Consider the following 16,636-nt stretch of genomic DNA (forward strand, 5'->3'; position numbering starts at 1 on the left):
CCCGGTGCCGAGGAGGCGTCCGGCCACCGGGAGGGGCTCAGACGGCGCCCGGCATCCGGCCGAGCTGGACCAGCGAGGTACCCCGCCTGCGCGAGGCGAAGTACGCCCGGCCCGGCGGCATCGGACGCGGCCGCACATTGCCGACCAGGTCGCCCTCGGACGGGTCGCCGGACAGGACGAGTCCCTGCGCGCCCAGCTCCTTGATCCGCTGCATGAACGGCTCGTACAGCGAGCGCGAGGCACCCGCCGAGTTGCGCGCGATGATGAAGCGGACGCCCGTGTCCCGGGCGAAGGGCAGGAACTCCACCAGCGGTGCCAGGGGATTGCCCTGGCTCGTGGACACCAGATCGAAGTCGTCGATGATGATGAACACGTCCGGACCCGTCCACCAGCTGCGGTCGCGCAGCTGCTGCGGAGTGACGTCGGTCGGCGGCTGCCGGCGCGAGAACACCCCGCCCAGCGCCTCCATGTGCATCTGGAGGGAGCTCGCCATCGGCGCGTACTCCAGCAGGTGCTCCTCCGGCAGCGCCCCGAGCAGGCTCCGCCGGTAGTCGCCTACGACCAGGCGCGCCTGGTCCGGCGTGTAGCGCTCCGAGATCTGCTTCGCGATGAGCCGCAGCAGGTTCGTCTTGCCCGACTCGCTCTCGCCGAAGACGAGGAGGAAGGGGTCGGCGTCGAAGTCGACGAACACCGGCTCCAGATCGGTCTCGTCGATGCCGATCGCGATCCCGCGGCCGGGGTGCTCCCCGCCCTTGGGTAGCTGGTCGGAGTGGAGCAGCCGCGGCAGCAGCCGTACGCCCGGAGCCGCCTGGCCCGTCCAGTTCTCCTTCACCGCCTCCACGAAGGCGGCCGTGGCCTCCGAGAGGTCCCCGGCCTCGTGCGACCCGTCGATCCGCGGCAGCGCGCCCAGGAAGTGCAGCTTCTCCGGCACCTGACCGCGGCCCGGCATCCCCGGCGGGACGTTCGCCGCGACCTTCCGGTCGAACTCGGAGTCCATGGTGTCGCCGAGCCGCAGTTCGAGGCGGCTGAGCATCTGGTCCTTGAGCGCGGCCCGGACCTCCATGTACCGGGCGGCGGTGATCACCACGTGGATGCCGTATCCCAGACCGCGGGCCGCGATGTCCGTGACGATCTGCTCCAGGCCCTCGTACTCGCCGCGGAAGGTGCCCCAGCCGTCGACGACCAGGAACACGTCACCCCACGGCTCGTGCGGCAGGTCCCCCGCCGCCCGACGGCGCCGGTAGGTGCCGATCGAGTCGATGTTGTTCGCGCGGAAGAACTCCTCGCGGCGGTTGAGGATGCCCCCCACCTCCGCGACCGTACGCCGCACCCGCTCCGGGTCCAGACGCGAGGCGATCCCGCCCACGTGCGGCAGCTCGGCGACCGCCGAAAGACTGCCACCACCGAAGTCCAGCCCGTAGAACTGCACTTCGCGCGGGGTGTGGGTGAGCGCGAAGGAGGAGATCAGCGTGCGCATCAGCGTCGACTTGCCCGACTGCGGACCGCCCACCACCATCATGTGGCCCGCCGCACCCGAGAAGTCCCGGTACAGCACCTCGCGCCGCTGCTCGAACGGCTTGTCGATGAGGCCGAGCGGTACGACGAGCCCGCCGGGCCGCGTGTACCCGTCCGCGTGCAGCCCCCGCTCGGCGCTCGGCGCCAGCGCCGGAAGCAACTGGTCCAGCGGCGGCGCCTGGTCCAGCGGCGGCAGCCACACCTGGTGCGCCGGCACCCCCTGCCCCTCCAGCCGGCTCACGATCACGTCTAGCACCGTGTCGGCGAGCGCGTCGTCCTCCCGCGCCGACTGCGCCTGCTGCGCCGCCAGGTACGCCGGGTCCGGGGCCGCGTACACCACCGGCACCGGGGCCGCCGTGAACAGCGCGGGCCGCCGCTCCACCGGGAACAGCCCCACCGACAGGTCGGGCCCGCCCGAGCGGTACGTGCCCGAGACGTACGCCGCCTTGAAACGGGTCATCTCGTCCGTGCCGAACTTCAGGTAGCCCGAACCGGGCACCGACGGCAGGTGATAGGCGTCCGGCACGCCGATCGCGGTCCGCGACTCCGCCGCCGAGAAGGTCCGCAGACCGATCCGGTACGACAGGTACGTGTCCAGCCCGCGCAGCTTGCCTTCCTCCAGGCGCTGCGAGGCCAGCAGCAGGTGCACACCCAGCGACCGGCCGATGCGGCCGATCTGGATGAACATGTCGATGAAGTCGGGCTTCGCCGTCAGCAGCTCGCTGAACTCGTCGATGACCAGCACCAGCGAGGCCAGCGGCTCCAGCGGGGCGCCGGCCGCGCGGGCCTTCTCGTAGTCGTGGATGTTCGCGTAGTTGCCCGCCGAACGCAGCAGCTCCTGGCGGCGCTGCAGCTCACCGCGGATCGAGTCGCCCATGCGGTCCACGAGCGTGAGGTCGTCCGCCAGGTTGGTGATGACGGCCGCGACGTGCGGCATCTGCCCCATGCCCGTGAAGGTCGCACCGCCCTTGAAGTCGGCGAGGACGAAGTTCAGCGTCTCCGAGGTGTGCGTGACCGCCAGACCCAGCACCAGCGTGCGCAGCAGCTCCGACTTGCCGGAACCGGTCGCACCCACGCACAGACCGTGCGGGCCCATGCCCTCCTGCGCGGCCTCCTTGAGGTCCAGCATGACGGGAGCGCCGTCCTCGCCGACACCGATCGGCACGCGCAGCCGCTCACCCGCCGACCGCGGCCGCCAGGTCCGCGCCACGTCGACCGCGGCCGCGTCGCCCAGGTTCAGCAGGTCCGTGAAGTCCAGATTCGCCAGCAGCGGCTCGTCGTCGTCCCCGCCGCCCGTGCGCAGCGGCGCCAGCTGCCGCGCGAGCGCCTCCGCCGCGGGCAGCGACAGCGTGTCCGGGGAGCCCTCGTACGCCACCCCCGCGCCCGACTCCAGGCGCAGCCGGCCCGGCCGCACCACGACCGACAGCGATCCGCGCGATGGGGTCTCCCCAGCGGAGCGAGGGGATTCGTCCAGCTCGCCCGCGACCACCTCGACGATGGTCACGCCCTGCAGACCCTCGGCCGCCGCGAACACCGAATCCGGCGGCACCAGACCACCGCGAGGTGAGTTGGGGTCCAGCACGACCACCAGGTGCGGCTGGTCCAGCACCGGGGACGTCTCGCGGCTGAACCGCGGCCGCCCTTCGAGCCGGGAGCCGAGCAGCCCCTCCAGTTCGGCGAGGTCATCGCCGAACAGCCGCTTCGTACCGGCCCCGTCGACCTGACCCGGGACCTGCGTGTGCGGCAGCCACTTCGTCCAGTCCCACGAGGGCACCGCACCCGGCGCGGCCACCACGGCCACCATCAGGTCCTCGGGGGAGTGCAGCGTCGCCAACTGCGCGACCAGTGCCCGCGCGGTACTGCGCGCGGAGTCCGGCTCCCCGGACACCGTCACGTGGTAGAAGGCCCGGATCGACACCGCCACCGGCAGCCCGTCCAGCGAGGAGTGCACCTTCAGGAAACGCTGCATCGCGCCCGCGGTCAGCGGCTCCAGCTCGTCGACCGGCGCCGTCTCCGGCGCCACCAGCGCGGTCGACAGACGCTGCGAGCCCAGACCGAGCCGGGCCTGCCCGAAGTCCTGGTCGCCGACGCGCCGTTCCCACAGCCGCGAACCCTCCGCCACCACGGACCACAACTGCTCGGGGGCCGGGTGCAGATACAGCTGCGCGTCGCGCTGCGCCCGCGCTGTCCGGCGTACCTGACGACGCGTCTGCGCGAGGTACTTGAGGTAGTCCCGGCGCACGTCGGCCATTTGCCCCTGCGCACCGCGCCGGTGGCGCACCAGCTGCGCGACGACCATGGCCACCGTCGACACGAGCATCAGCACGCCCATGATGCGCATGAAGGGCGCGGCACCCGGCATGAAGAAGAAGACGACGGAAGAGCCCATGCCGAGCATCGGCAGGAGCTGCATCAGCATGCCCTCCTGCTGCCCGCGCGGAAGTTCCGGCGGAGCCTCCAACCGCAGCTCGTCCGAGGGGACCTCGGGCGGCAGGGACCGCGGCGGGCGTTTGACGACGATCTGGCTCACCGGAGCATCAATCCCTCGAAAACGGACGGGACGTCGCTACCGGCGCCCTCAAGTCCCGGGCGCGAAGGGGGTCTCCCCCACGCGACGGTGATCCTACTTGCCGACCGTCGGGCATACGCCCGGTAGGGTGGCCCGCGCAGTATGCGCATCCGCGAATCGTCCGCCGGTGCGGGCACCAACCAGGGGGGTCACACAGGTGAGTACGGCCGGTACGACGGGGTTCTGCAGGGTCACCGTCGTGGCCCCCGACAGCCGCATCGACGTCGCCCTCCCCGAGGACATCGCGGTCGCCGACGTCTACCCCGAGCTGCTGCGCCTCACCGGCCAGACCCAGCCCGTGGGCGCCCCGACCGGCTTCCACCTCGTACGCCGCTCCGGCACCGTCCTCGACGGTGCGCGCACCCTCGCAGCCCAGCAGGTCCTCGACGGCGAGGTGCTCAGCCTGCGCCCCTTCGCCGAGTCCCTGCCGCCCGCGGTGTTCGACGACGTGTCCGACGCCGTCGCCTCCGCCGTCGTCCGCGACCGGCACCGCTGGAGCGACGACATGCTGCGCGGCGCGGGCCTGGCCGGCGCCGCCGTGCTGCTCGTCATGCTCGGCTTCGTCCTCTGGTACGCCGACCCGCTCCGCCACGACATGCACGGCCTGCCCGGCGTCATCGCCGGAGCCGTGGGCGTCCTGCTCACCGGCGTGGCCGGAGTGCGCGCCCGGGTCTACCGGGACCGGGGCTCCGCCGTGGCGCTCGGCCTCGGCGCCTTCCCGCATCTGCTGATCGCAGGCTCCGGGATCATCGCCCCGGCCGCCGGCCAGGGCCCCGGCCGACTCCAGTTCCTGATCGGCTGCGTCTGCGTCCTGGTCGCCTCCGTCGCCCTGGTCGCGCTCACCCCCAGCGGCGACGCCCCCTTCGTCGCGGCCACCTTCGTCGCCGCCACCGGAACCCTCGCCACCTTCGTGGCCATCACCACCGAGGCCTCCGCCACCTACACCGCCGCCGTCTGCGCCCCCGTCGCCATCGGCCTCGTCGCCTTCCTCCCCGGCCTGTCCGCCCGCTTCGCCCGCCTGCCCATCGGCTACGCCGCCCCGCAGAGCGCCACCGAGGATTACGAGACCCCGGACCGCTACGAGACCGAGCCGTACGGTGACCGGTCCGGCTCCGAACAGCACGAGCAGGGCGCCCCGCTCGACGCCGAGGCGATCGCCGCCCAGGCCCGCCGAGGCCACGAGATGCTCCTCGGCCTGGTCGGCGGCTGCGCCGCGGTCGCCGTCGCGGCCGCCGCCGTCCTCGGCTTCTCCGACAACACCTGGGGCCGCCTGCTGGCCCTCGCGACCGGCCTCGCCATGCTGCTGCGCGCCCGACTCTTCCGCTACACCTCCCAGGTGGTGTGCGCCCTGACCGCCGGCCTCGCCGCCGTCGCGCTCCTGATCCTGGGCATGGCCCTGCACCCGCCGACCGACCTGCTCGAAGCCCTGGTCATGGAGCAGGACCGCAGCGGCCTGGACCTCCGTACGATCTGGCTGACCGCCGCCGTCGCGGCCGGCGCGGCCCTCCTCGCGGGAATTGCGCTTGTCATTCCCCGCAAGGGCCTGTCACCCTTCTGGGGAAGGCTGCTCGACCTCACCGAGGCGGCGGTCCTGCTGAGCCTGGTCCCGCTGACCCTGGCCGTGCTGGACGTCTACTCCCGGGCCCGCGCTCTCACGAGCTGAGACGGCGCGTCCCGGCAGCCTGGTACGCTGTGTGACGGCCGTTTGTGTACGCGTCCCCCGGATTCCTCGACAAGGAGTCTGTGGACTGCGCCCAGCGGACCCCGCCTCCCGAGTAACGGAAGCTCCCCAGAGACTCAGACCTGGGGCACTCGGTGGCAACGAAGACCTAAAACGAGGAGTACGCGTGCCGCTCGACGCCGCTACGAAGAAGCAGATCATCACCGAGTTCGGTGCCAAGGAGGGCGACACCGGCTCCCCCGAGGTCCAGGTCGCGATGCTCTCCCGCCGCATCTCGGACCTGACCGAGCACCTCAAGACGCACAAGCACGACCACCACTCCCGTCGTGGTCTGCTGATCCTGGTCGGCCAGCGTCGCCGCCTGCTGCAGTACCTGGCCAAGAAGGACATCCAGCGCTTCCGTACGCTGGTCGAGCGCCTCGGCATCCGCCGCGGTGCGGCCGGCGCCAAGTAAAGCGCTGTGGAGGGAGCGGTTCCCACATCCGGGGGCCGCTCCCTTTGCTGTACGTGCGGGACGGACCGGACCCTTTGTAGTCTGGAAAGGACGCACGTGCGCGTCTGAGTCAGACGCGCACAACTGAAGAGGAGGAGCGCCCTCCCTACGCCGCCGGTCCTCGGTAGTGGCACCCGGAATGCCCCCACGGGCAACGGACCGGGTGCTTCGATCGAAGACCGGCCCCAGGCCAGGAGCGCTTCTCCGCACCGTCCACCGCCACACGGGCGGCGGACGGAGACGACGAAAATGGAGAAAACGCTAGTGGAGAACGAGACCCACTACGCCGAGGCCGTCATTGACAACGGTTCCTTCGGCACCCGCACCATCCGCTTCGAGACGGGCCGTCTGGCCCGCCAGGCCGCCGGTTCCGCCGTTGCCTACCTGGACGACGACACGATGGTGCTGTCCGCCACCACCGCGTCGAAGAAGCCCAAGGACCAGCTCGACTTCTTCCCCCTGACGGTGGACGTCGAGGAGCGGCAGTACGCGGCCGGCAAGATCCCCGGCTCCTTCTTCCGTCGTGAGGGCCGGCCCTCCGAGGACGCGATCCTCACCTGCCGCCTGATCGACCGCCCGCTGCGCCCGTCCTTCAAGAAGGGCCTGCGCAACGAGATCCAGGTCGTCGCCACGATCATGGCGCTCAACCCCGACCACCTGTACGACGTCGTCGCGATCAACGCCGCGTCCGCGTCCACCCAGCTGGCCGGTCTGCCCTTCTCCGGCCCGATCGGCGGCGTCCGCGTCGCGCTGATCCGCGGCCAGTGGGTGGCCTTCCCGACGCACACCGAGCTCGAGGACGCCGTCTTCGACATGGTCGTCGCGGGCCGCGTCCTGGAGGACGGCGACGTCGCGATCATGATGGTCGAGGCCGAGGCCACCGAGAAGACCATCGCCCTCGTCAAGGGCGGCGCCGAGGCGCCGACCGAGGAGATCGTCGCCGCGGGTCTCGACGCCGCGAAGCCGTTCATCAAGGTCCTCTGCAAGGCCCAGTCCGACCTCGCCGCCAAGGCCGCGAAGCCCGAGGGCGAGTTCCCGGTCTTCCTGGACTACCAGGACGACGTGTACGAGGCCCTCGCGGCCGCCGTCAAGGGCGACCTCTCCCAGGCGCTGACCATCGCGGGCAAGCAGGACCGCGAGGCCGAGCTGGACCGCGTCAAGGAGATCGCCGCCGAGAAGCTCCTCCCGGCCTTCGAAGGCCGCGAGAAGGAGATCTCCGCCGCGTACCGCAGCCTGACCAAGGCCCTGGTGCGCGAGCGCGTGATCAAGGACAAGGTCCGCATCGACGGCCGCGGGATCACGGACATCCGTACCCTCGCCGCCGAGGTCGAGGCCATCCCGCGCGTGCACGGCTCGGCGCTGTTCGAGCGTGGCGAGACCCAGATCCTGGGCGTCACCACCCTCAACATGCTCCGCATGGAGCAGCAGCTGGACACCCTCTCCCCGGTGACCCGCAAGCGCTACATGCACAACTACAACTTCCCGCCGTACTCCGTCGGTGAGACCGGCCGCGTCGGTTCGCCGAAGCGCCGCGAGATCGGCCACGGCGCGCTCGCCGAGCGCGCGATCGTGCCGGTCCTCCCGACCCGCGAGGAGTTCCCGTACGCGATCCGCCAGGTGTCCGAGGCCCTCGGCTCCAACGGTTCGACGTCCATGGGCTCGGTCTGCGCCTCCACCATGTCGCTGCTGAACGCCGGTGTGCCCCTCAAGGCCCCCGTCGCCGGTATCGCCATGGGCCTGATCTCCCAGGAGATCGACGGCAAGACGCACTACGTCGCCCTCACCGACATCCTCGGTGCGGAGGACGCCTTCGGCGACATGGACTTCAAGGTCGCCGGCACCAAGGAGTTCGTCACCGCCCTCCAGCTGGACACCAAGCTGGACGGCATCCCGGCCTCCGTCCTGGCCGCGGCCCTCAAGCAGGCCCGCGACGCCCGCCTCCACATCCTCGACGTGATGATGGAAGCGATCGACACGCCGGACGAGATGTCCCCCAACGCCCCGCGGATCATCACCGTCAAGATCCCCGTGGACAAGATCGGTGAGGTCATCGGCCCCAAGGGCAAGATGATCAACCAGATCCAGGAGGACACCGGCGCCGAGATCACGATCGAGGACGACGGCACCATCTACATCGGTGCCGCCGACGGCCCGGCCGCCGAGGCCGCCCGCGCCACGATCAACGGCATCGCCAACCCGACCATGCCGGAGGTCGGCGAGCGCTACCTGGGTACGGTCGTCAAGACCACCACCTTCGGTGCCTTCGTCTCCCTGCTCCCGGGCAAGGACGGCCTGCTGCACATCTCGCAGATCCGCAAGCTCGCCGGTGGCAAGCGCGTGGAGAACGTCGAGGACGTGCTCGCGGTCGGCACCAAGGTCCAGGTCGAGATCGCCGAGATCGACCAGCGCGGCAAGCTCTCCCTGATCCCCGTGATCGAGGGCGAGGCCGTCGACGCCAACGCTGACAAGGACGACTCCGACAAGTGACGTCGCGTAGTTCCCGTGTGACGGCCCGCCCCTCTTCGGAGGGGCGGGCCGTCGCCCGTACCCAAACACTCCTCAAGGGCCGGGGCGGCATCGGCACCGTCCGGCGCACGGTCCTGCCCGGCGGACTGCGCATCGTCACCGAGACGCTGCCCTCCGTCCGCTCCGCCACCTTCGGCATCTGGGCGCACGTCGGCTCCCGTGACGAGACGCCCACGCTGAACGGCGCCACGCACTACCTGGAGCACCTCCTCTTCAAGGGCACGCACCAGCGCAGCGCCCTGGACATCTCCTCCGCGATCGACGCGGTCGGCGGCGAGATGAACGCCTTCACGGCGAAGGAGTACACCTGCTACTACGCCCGGGTGCTCGACACGGACCTGCCGCTGGCCATCGACGTGGTCTGCGACATGCTCACCGGTTCCCTGATCCGCGAGGAGGACGTCGACGCCGAGCGCGGGGTCATCCTCGAAGAGATCGCGATGACCGAGGACGACCCGGGCGACATGGTGCACGACCTGTTCGCGCAGACCATGTACGGGGACACCCCCCTCGGGCGGCCGGTCCTCGGCACCGTCGACACGATCAACGCCCTCGGCGCCGACCGGATCCGCCGCTTCTACAAGAAGCACTACGACCCGACCCACCTGGTCGTGGCCGCCGCCGGCAACGTCGACCACAACAAGGTCGTGCGCCAGGTCCGCGCCGCCTTCGAGAAGGCCGGCGCGCTGACCCGCACCGACGCCGATCCGATCGGCCCGCGCACCGGCGCCAAGCGTGTCCGCACCGCCGGCCGCGTCGACCTGGTGGGCCGCAAGACCGAGCAGGCCCACGTGGTCCTCGGCATGCCCGGCATCGCCCGCACCGACGAGCGCCGCTGGGCGCTGGGCGTGCTGAACACCGCCCTCGGCGGCGGCATGTCCTCCCGCCTCTTCCAGGAGGTCCGGGAGAAGCGCGGCCTCGCCTACAGCGTGTACTCGTACACCTCGGCCTTCGCCGACACCGGTCTCTTCGGCGTCTACGCGGGCTGCCGGCCCAACCAGGTCCACGACGTGCTCCGGATCTGCCGCGAAGAGCTCGACAAGGTCGCCTCCGACGGGCTCGACGACGACGAGATCAAGCGGGCCATCGGCCAGCTGTCCGGCTCCACCGTCCTCGGCCTGGAGGACACCGGCGCGATCATGAACCGCATCGGCAAGAGCGAGCTGTGCTGGGGCGACCAGATGTCGGTCGACGACATGCTGGCCCGGATCTCCGCCGTGACCCCGGACGAGGTCCGCTCGGTCGCGCAGGATGTACTGGCCCAGCGACCCTCGCTCGCGGTGATCGGCCCGCTGAAGGAGAAGCAGGCCGCCCGTCTCGACGAAGCGGTCGCCTAGTTCCGTACGGCAATTCAAAGGAAGCAACATGAGCAAGCTGCGCGTGGCAGTCCTCGGTGCCAAGGGCCGCATCGGCGCCGAGGCGGTCAAGGCCGTCGAGGCCGCCGAGGACATGGAGCTGGTGGCTGCCCTCGGCCGCGGTGACTCGCTGGAGACGCTGACCGAGGCCGGTGCCCAGGTCGCCGTCGAGCTGACCACCCCGGCCTCGGTGATGGAGAACCTGGACTTCCTCATCGGCCACGGCATCCACGCGGTGGTCGGCACCACCGGCTGGACCGAGGACCGCCTCGCCCAGCTGAACACCTGGCTCGCCGGCTCCCCGAAGACCGGTGTGCTCATCGCCCCGAACTTCTCCATCGGCGCCGTCCTCACGATGAAGTTCGCCGCCCAGGCCGCCCGCTACTTCGAGTCCGTCGAGGTCGTCGAGCTGCACCACCCCAACAAGGTCGACGCCCCCTCCGGCACGGCGACCCGTACGGCGCAGCTCATCGCGGCCGCCCGCGCCGAGGCCGGCCTCGGCGCGCAGCCCGACGCCACCGCCACGGCCCTGGACGGCGCGCGCGGCGCGGACGTCGACGGCGTCCCGGTGCACGCCGTCCGCCTGCGCGGGCTGCTCGCCCACCAGGAGGTGCTCCTCGGCGGCGAGGGCGAGACCCTGACCATCCGTCACGACTCCCTGCACCACAGCAGCTTCATGCCGGGCATCCTGCTCGGCGCGCGCCGCGTGACGCAGACCCCCGGCCTCACCTTCGGCCTGGAACACTTCCTCGACCTGGGCTGACTGGGCTGATTTCACGATGCGCGCGAAGATCACGTACTTCCTCACGGCCGCCGTCCTGGTCGTCTACTTCGTCCTGGTGGGCAGCCGGGGCCTGATGCTGATCCGGCACGGCACCTGGCTCACCGTCACCTTCGGGCTGGCCGTGCTGATCCTGCCGGTCATCGGTGTGTGGTTCCTCTGGCAGAACACCCGGTTCGTCACGCGGGCCAACCACCTCGCGACCGAGCTGGAGGCCGAGGGCGGACTGCCCGTCGACGAGCTGGAGCGGGACCAGTACGGGCGGATCCTGCGGGATTCCGCCGACGAGGTCTTCGCGCGCCGCAAGGCGGAGACCGAGGACGCGCCGGGGGACTGGCGCAGCTGGTTCCGGCTCGCCGTCGCCTACCACGACGCCCGGGACACCCCGCGGGCGCGCAAGGCGATGCAGCGGGCGATCGCCCTGCACGACAAGAAGCCCGTACAGGTCTGATCCCCGTACGGGCTTCCCGTGGCGTGTCCCGCCGTGTCGTGCCGGCGACCCGGGTGTCAGGCGGGCACGGGCCGGTACTCGTCGGCCCAGGCCCCGACCGTGTCGGCGGCCCGGTCGAAGGCCTCGGCCCGCGACAGGAAATCGGCGTTGTGGTCGGTCAGCAGCACCGGAAGCTCCGCGCCGCCGCGCCCGGACACCGTCAGCGCCTGCCCCTGTACGGACCTCGGCAGCCCGAGCCAGCGCACCGGCTGCTGCACCGTACGGAGCTCGGCGATCTCGCTCCACGCGAGCGTGCGGGTCACGAAGAACCCCACCCGGCGCAGCCCCGTACGGCTCACCCACACGCCGACGCGCAGCGTCTGCACCGCGGATGCGACGACCGTGAGGGCGGCGGCCAGGCAGATCCCGGCCCCGCCCCACCCGCCCGCGAAGGCGACGATCATCGTGGCCAGCAGCATGAAGGCGGACAGCAGGAGCAGCAGCGCGGAGATGGCCACGCGCCAGGGCCCGGGCCGGTAGGGCCGTCGCCACCGGTCGTGGTCGGCGTGGGCCAGGACCTCGTCGCCGTCGCCGTCGTCATCCGCGTCGGATACGCCGTCGGCCGTCAGGAAGGGCAGGGGCACGGCTGGACCTCACTCACATGCACGTTCGGTTGGGCTGTGCCCGTGAGGCTACCGCCCCTCGGACGCCTCCGACTGCTGCGACTTCTCCGCTGCCTTGGTCGGCTGCAGTGCGGGCATACCGAAGAGCAGTGAGCCGGCGAGCCCCGCAACCACGGTCAGTCCGACCAGACTACGGGCGGCCATCTGGGTCCAGCCCAGACGCTCGCGTGGCGGCGGAGTGACATTGCTCCGGAACCGGTCGGCTTCGGCGACGAAGGCGAACGGAACGGGTTCGGGCAAGGGGGTACCTCCCGGCGGTGGCTGGGGGAGAAACACGGGGACGAATCTCCTCGGGTGGATGAGTGCGCGTTCTCCTGGTAGGACGTACGGACCCCTCGATCGGTGCCCGATTTCGGCACATCGGCCAAAAAACATGGCTGTGTGTCAGCTGTACGGGTGTCCCCGCGGCGCGTGCGCTTGCGCGGGCACCCGCGACGGGCGCCGTAGAGTGGGCGCGCCCCAGGAACGCACGTTTGGAAGGACCCCCGGTGAGCGAGACCGCCGCTTCAGATCTGAAACCCAGCTTCCGCAGTGACGTGACGGTGGAGCTGGTGAAGCACTCCGCCGCCGACTCCGACGTGCTGTGGGCCGCCCGGGTCTCCACGGCCGGCGAGCAGTCCCTGGAGGAGCTGCAGAAGGACCCGGAGCGCTCGAAGGGCCTCATCAACTACCTGATGCGCGACCGCCACGGCAGCCCCTTCGAGCACAACTCGATGACCTTCTTCATCAGCGCCCCGATCTTCGTCTTCCGCGAGTTCATGCGCCACCGCGTGGGCTGGTCGTACAACGAGGAATCGGGCCGCTACAGGGAGCTGGAGCCGGTCTTCTACGTCCCGGACGCCGAGCGCAAGCTGGTCCAGGAGGGCCGCCCGGGCAAGTACGTCTTCGTCGAGGGCACCCGGGCGCAGCAGGAACTGACCGGCCGCGTCATGGAGGACTCCTACCTGCAGGCCTACGAGGCCTACCGCGAGATGCTGGCCGCGGGCGTGGCCCGCGAGGTTGCCCGTTCGGTCCTGCCGGTCGGTCTTTTCTCCTCGATGTACGCCACCTGCAACGCGCGCTCGCTCATGCACTTCCTGGGCCTGCGCACGCAGCACGAGCTCGCGGCCGTCCCGTCCTTCCCGCAGCGGGAGATCGAGATGGTCGGCGAGAAGATGGAGCAGCACTGGGCGAAGCTCATGCCGCTCACGTACGCGGCCTACAACGGCAACGGGCGCGTTGCCCCGTAAGGCCCGGTAGTTCCGCGACGTACAGATGTACGGAGTTAAGTGCTAAGTGTCCGTATTGCGACGTTTCGTAAACTTCATCTAGGCTGATCAAACGGACCCGGCACTGCTTGAACCCCCGAGCAGGCAGTGCCGGCGTCCAACACCCTGTTGACGTCCCCCGAGGGGACACCGCGAGCATGGCAGCGAGTAGCGTGTTACCCATGGCTCCGATCTCGACTCCGCAGACCCCCTTCGGGCGGGTCCTCACCGCCATGATCACGCCGTTTACGGCGGATGGCGCACTCGACCTCGACGGCGCGCAGCAGCTCGCCGTCCACTTGGTGGACGCAGGCAACGACGGCCTGATCATCAACGGCACCACCGGTGAGTCGCCGACCACCACCGACGCGGAGAAAAACGACCTCGTACGAGCCGTCCTCGAAGCCGTCGGAGACCGCGCCCACGTGGTCGCCGGCATCGGCACCAACGACACCCGCCACACCCTGGAGCTGGCCCGCCAGGCCGAGCGCACCGGCGCCCACGGCCTGCTCGCCGTCACCCCCTACTACAGCAAGCCGCCGCAGGAGGGCCTCTACCGGCACTTCACGGCGATCGCCGACGCCACCGGGCTGCCGGTCATGCTCTACGACATCCCCGGCCGCAGTGGTGTCCCGATCGACACCGAAACCCTGGTCCGGCTGGCCGAGCACCCCCGTATCGTGGCCAACAAGGACGCCAAGGGCGACCTCGGCCGCGCCAGCTGGGCCATCGCGCAGAGCGGCCTGGCCTGGTACTCGGGCGACGACATGCTGAACCTGCCGCTCCTGTCGGTCGGCGCGGTCGGCTTCGTCTCCGTGGTCGGCCACGTGGTCACCCCCGACCTGCGCGCCATGCTGGAGGCCCACCTGGGCGGAGACGTCCAGAAGGCCACCGAGATCCATCAGAAGCTGCTCCCGGTCTTCACCGGCATGTTCCGCACCCAGGGCGTGATGACCACCAAGGGCGCGCTGAACCTGCAGGGCCTGCCCGCGGGCCCGCTGCGGCTCCCGCTGATCGAGCTGACCGCCGAAGAGACGGCTCAGCTCAAGATCGACCTTGCCGCCGGCGGGGTACAGCTCTGATATCAGACTTCACAACCGAATAAGCAAGAACAAACAAATACAAAACAGACAACAGCAAGTGCACGAATGACATGCGCGCCACGTGCCTTCCGGGGTACGTGGCGTGCGTGGTGAGGAGACACTTTTGAGCCATCCGCATCCGGAACTCGGTCCGCCGCCGAAGCTGCCCAAGGGCGGCCTCAGGGTCACCCCCCTGGGTGGTCTCGGCGAGATCGGCCGCAACATGACCGTCTTCGAGTTCGACGGCCGCCTGCTGATCGTCGACTGCGGCGTGCTCTTCCCCGAGGAGGAGCAGCCGGGCATCGACCTGATCCTGCCGGACTTCACGTCCATCCGGGACCGCCTCGACGACATCGACGGCATCGTCCTCACGCACGGCCACGAGGACCACATCGGCGCCGTCCCCTACCTCCTGCGGGAGAAGCCGGACATCCCGCTGATCGGCTCCAAGCTGACGCTGGCCCTCATCGAGGCGAAGCTCCAGGAGCACCGCATCCGCCCCTACACCCTCGAGGTGAAGGAAGGCGAGCGCGAGAACCTCGGCCCCTTCGACTGCGAGTTCATCGCGGTCAACCACTCCATCCCGGACGCCCTGGCCGTCGCGATCCGGACCCCCGCGGGCCTGGTCGTCGCCACCGGCGACTTCAAGATGGACCAGCTCCCGCTGGACAGCCGCCTCACCGACCTGCACGCCTTCGCGCGTCTGAGCGAGGAGGGCATCGACCTCCTCCTCTCCGACTCGACGAACGCCGAGGTCCCGGGCTTCGTCCCGCCCGAGCGTGAGATCTCCAACGTCCTGCGCACGGTCTTCGCGAACGCCCACAACCGGATCATCGTGGCCAGCTTCGCCAGCCACGTGCACCGCATCCAGCAGATCCTCGACGCCGCCCACGAGTACGGCCGCAGGGTCGCCTTCGTCGGCCGCTCGATGGTCCGCAACATGGGCATCGCCCGCGACCTGGGCTACCTCAAGGTCCCGGCCGGTCTCGTCGTGGACGTCAAGACCCTCGACGACCTGCCGGCCCACGAGGTCGTCCTCGTCTGCACCGGTTCCCAGGGCGAGCCGATGGCGGCCCTGTCCCGCATGGCCAACCGCGACCACCAGATCCGGATCGTCCCCGGCGACACCGTGATCCTGGCGTCGTCCCTGATCCCGGGCAACGAGAACGCGGTCTACCGCGTGATCAACGGCCTGACCCGCTGGGGCGCCAACGTCGTGCACAAGGGCAACGCCAAGGTGCACGTCTCCGGCCACGCCTCGGCCGGCGAGCTGCTGTACTTCTACAACATCTGCAAGCCGCGGAACCTGATGCCGGTCCACGGCGAATGGCGCCACCTGCGCGCCAACGCCGAGCTCGGTGCCATGACGGGCGTCCCGAAGGACCGCATCGTCATCGCCGAGGACGGCGTGGTCGTCGACCTGATCGACGGCAAGGCCCGTATCTCCGGAAAGGTCCAGGCCGGCTACGTGTACGTGGACGGCCTCTCGGTCGGGGACGTCACGGAGGTCCACCTCAAGGACCGCCGCATCCTCGGCGAAGAGGGCATCATCTCGGTCTACGTCGTGGTGGACAGCACCACCGGCAAGGTCGTGAGCGGCCCGAACGTCCAGGCCCGCGGCTCCGGCATCGACGACTCGGCCTTCGCCTCGGTCGTTCCGAAGATCGAGGAAGCCATCGCCCGCGCCGCGGCCGACGGCGTCGCCGAGCCGCACCAGATCCAGCAGCTCATCCGCCGCACGATGGGCAAGTGGGTCTCGGACGGCTACCGCCGCCGCCCGATGATCCTCCCGGTCGTCGTCGAGGTCTGACCCTCGCCGTAGCCGTGGAACAGGAGCGGGGCAACCGGATTTGCATCCGGGGGCCCCGCTCCAGTACGTTTACGTCTCCACCTCGCACGGCACCGCGGCACACACGTGTGCCCGGACGGTCATGCGGGCGGGTGGTGATCAGAGCCCAGGGAGACCTGATAAAGTCTGATCCGCCCGAAAGGGAAAGGCCCTCCGAAGGCCATCGGAATTCGAATCCAACCGGTAACGGCCAGGAAATGAATCTGATAGAGTCGGAATCGCCGGAAAGGGAAACGCGAAAGCGAGAACCTGGAAAGCGCCGAGGAATCGGACACGAAAGAGTCTGATAGAGTCGGAAACGCAAGAACAGAACGAAAGCCCGGAGGAAAGCCCCAGTAAGTGTTACTGAGGGTGAGTACAAAGGAAGCGTCCGTTCCTTGAGAACTCAACAGCGTGCCAAAAATCAACGCCAGAAGTTGATACCC

The 16,636-nt window shown here is 70.0% G+C and carries 13 protein-coding genes; 9 read left to right on the forward strand and 4 right to left on the reverse strand.

Annotation, left to right across the window (positions count from 1 at the left end):
• Positions 1 to 37: 37 nt before the first annotated feature.
• Positions 38 to 4,045 (reverse strand): type VII secretion protein EccCa, encoded by a 4,008-nt coding sequence (gene eccCa / locus ACZ4TV_RS32160; protein ID WP_468138742.1) that lies wholly within the window; start codon positions 4,043 to 4,045, stop codon positions 38 to 40.
• A 196-nt stretch (positions 4,046 to 4,241) separates the two neighbouring features.
• On the opposite strand from eccCa, the gene eccD reads away from it, so the two are divergent.
• From eccD to ACZ4TV_RS32190, 6 genes are all read left to right on the forward strand, one after another.
• Entirely contained in the window at positions 4,242 to 5,747 is a 1,506-nt protein-coding gene (gene eccD / locus ACZ4TV_RS32165; RefSeq protein ID WP_468138743.1) for a type VII secretion integral membrane protein EccD, read from the forward strand.
• 184 nt (positions 5,748 to 5,931) lie between these two features.
• Complete coding sequence (gene rpsO, locus ACZ4TV_RS32170) at positions 5,932 to 6,219, forward strand: 30S ribosomal protein S15 (RefSeq protein ID WP_030011220.1); 288 nt, start codon at positions 5,932 to 5,934, stop codon at positions 6,217 to 6,219.
• A 303-nt stretch (positions 6,220 to 6,522) separates the two neighbouring features.
• Positions 6,523 to 8,745, forward strand: a complete 2,223-nt coding sequence (locus tag ACZ4TV_RS32175) for a polyribonucleotide nucleotidyltransferase (protein ID WP_468138754.1) — start codon at positions 6,523 to 6,525, stop codon at positions 8,743 to 8,745.
• A complete protein-coding gene (locus tag ACZ4TV_RS32180; RefSeq protein WP_468138744.1) occupies positions 8,742 to 10,121 on the forward strand; it encodes a M16 family metallopeptidase in 1,380 nt (459 codons plus the stop codon). The genes ACZ4TV_RS32175 and ACZ4TV_RS32180 overlap by 4 nt, the downstream gene beginning before the upstream one ends.
• Positions 10,122 to 10,149: 28 nt before the next feature.
• A complete protein-coding gene (gene dapB / locus ACZ4TV_RS32185; protein ID WP_468138745.1) occupies positions 10,150 to 10,902 on the forward strand; it encodes a 4-hydroxy-tetrahydrodipicolinate reductase in 753 nt (250 codons plus the stop codon).
• A gap of 16 nt (positions 10,903 to 10,918) precedes the next feature.
• Positions 10,919 to 11,371: a hypothetical protein gene (locus ACZ4TV_RS32190; RefSeq protein WP_468138746.1), complete on the forward strand. Its 453-nt coding sequence runs from the start codon at positions 10,919 to 10,921 to the stop codon at positions 11,369 to 11,371.
• A gap of 56 nt (positions 11,372 to 11,427) precedes the next feature.
• Here ACZ4TV_RS32190 and ACZ4TV_RS32195 read toward each other — a convergent pair whose 3' ends face one another.
• Positions 11,428 to 11,994, reverse strand: a complete 567-nt coding sequence (locus ACZ4TV_RS32195; protein ID WP_468138747.1) for a PH domain-containing protein — start codon at positions 11,992 to 11,994, stop codon at positions 11,428 to 11,430.
• Positions 11,995 to 12,042: 48 nt separating this feature from the next.
• Positions 12,043 to 12,273, reverse strand: coding sequence for a hypothetical protein (locus ACZ4TV_RS32200; RefSeq protein ID WP_468138748.1), 231 nt, complete (start codon positions 12,271 to 12,273; stop codon positions 12,043 to 12,045).
• A gap of 248 nt (positions 12,274 to 12,521) precedes the next feature.
• Between ACZ4TV_RS32200 and thyX the strand changes: the two genes are divergently transcribed.
• The 3 genes from thyX (at position 12,522) to ACZ4TV_RS32215 (ending at position 16,172) form a co-directional block, all read left to right on the forward strand.
• The gene (thyX, locus tag ACZ4TV_RS32205) at positions 12,522 to 13,262 is read left to right on the forward strand and encodes an FAD-dependent thymidylate synthase (protein ID WP_468138749.1); all 741 of its coding nucleotides are present in this window, start codon (positions 12,522 to 12,524) and stop codon (positions 13,260 to 13,262) included.
• A 200-nt stretch (positions 13,263 to 13,462) separates the two neighbouring features.
• Positions 13,463 to 14,362 (forward strand): 4-hydroxy-tetrahydrodipicolinate synthase, encoded by a 900-nt coding sequence (dapA, locus tag ACZ4TV_RS32210; protein WP_468138750.1) that lies wholly within the window; start codon positions 13,463 to 13,465, stop codon positions 14,360 to 14,362.
• A 124-nt stretch (positions 14,363 to 14,486) separates the two neighbouring features.
• Positions 14,487 to 16,172 carry a ribonuclease J gene (locus ACZ4TV_RS32215; RefSeq protein ID WP_468138751.1) on the forward strand — a complete coding sequence of 562 codons (1,686 nt, stop codon included), beginning with the start codon at positions 14,487 to 14,489 and terminating at the stop codon, positions 16,170 to 16,172.
• Between the two features lie 119 nt (positions 16,173 to 16,291).
• On the opposite strand, the gene ACZ4TV_RS32220 is transcribed toward ACZ4TV_RS32215, so the two are convergent.
• The coding region (locus tag ACZ4TV_RS32220) for a hypothetical protein (protein WP_468138752.1) at positions 16,292 to 16,636 on the reverse strand (345 nt) is incomplete at its 5' end.

This window comes from Streptomyces sp. NPDC028910, from assembly GCF_055564955.1.

Bases quoted from the DNA above. Each gene is read 5' to 3' on its own strand.
- dapB (WP_468138745.1), top strand. From the start codon at position 10,150: ATGAGCAAGCTGCGCGTGGCAGTCCTCGGTGCCAAGGGCCGCATCGGC.
- ACZ4TV_RS32190 (WP_468138746.1), top strand. From the start codon at position 10,919: ATGCGCGCGAAGATCACGTACTTCCTCACGGCCGCCGTCCTGGTCGTC.
- dapA (WP_468138750.1), top strand. From the start codon at position 13,463: ATGGCTCCGATCTCGACTCCGCAGACCCCCTTCGGGCGGGTCCTCACC.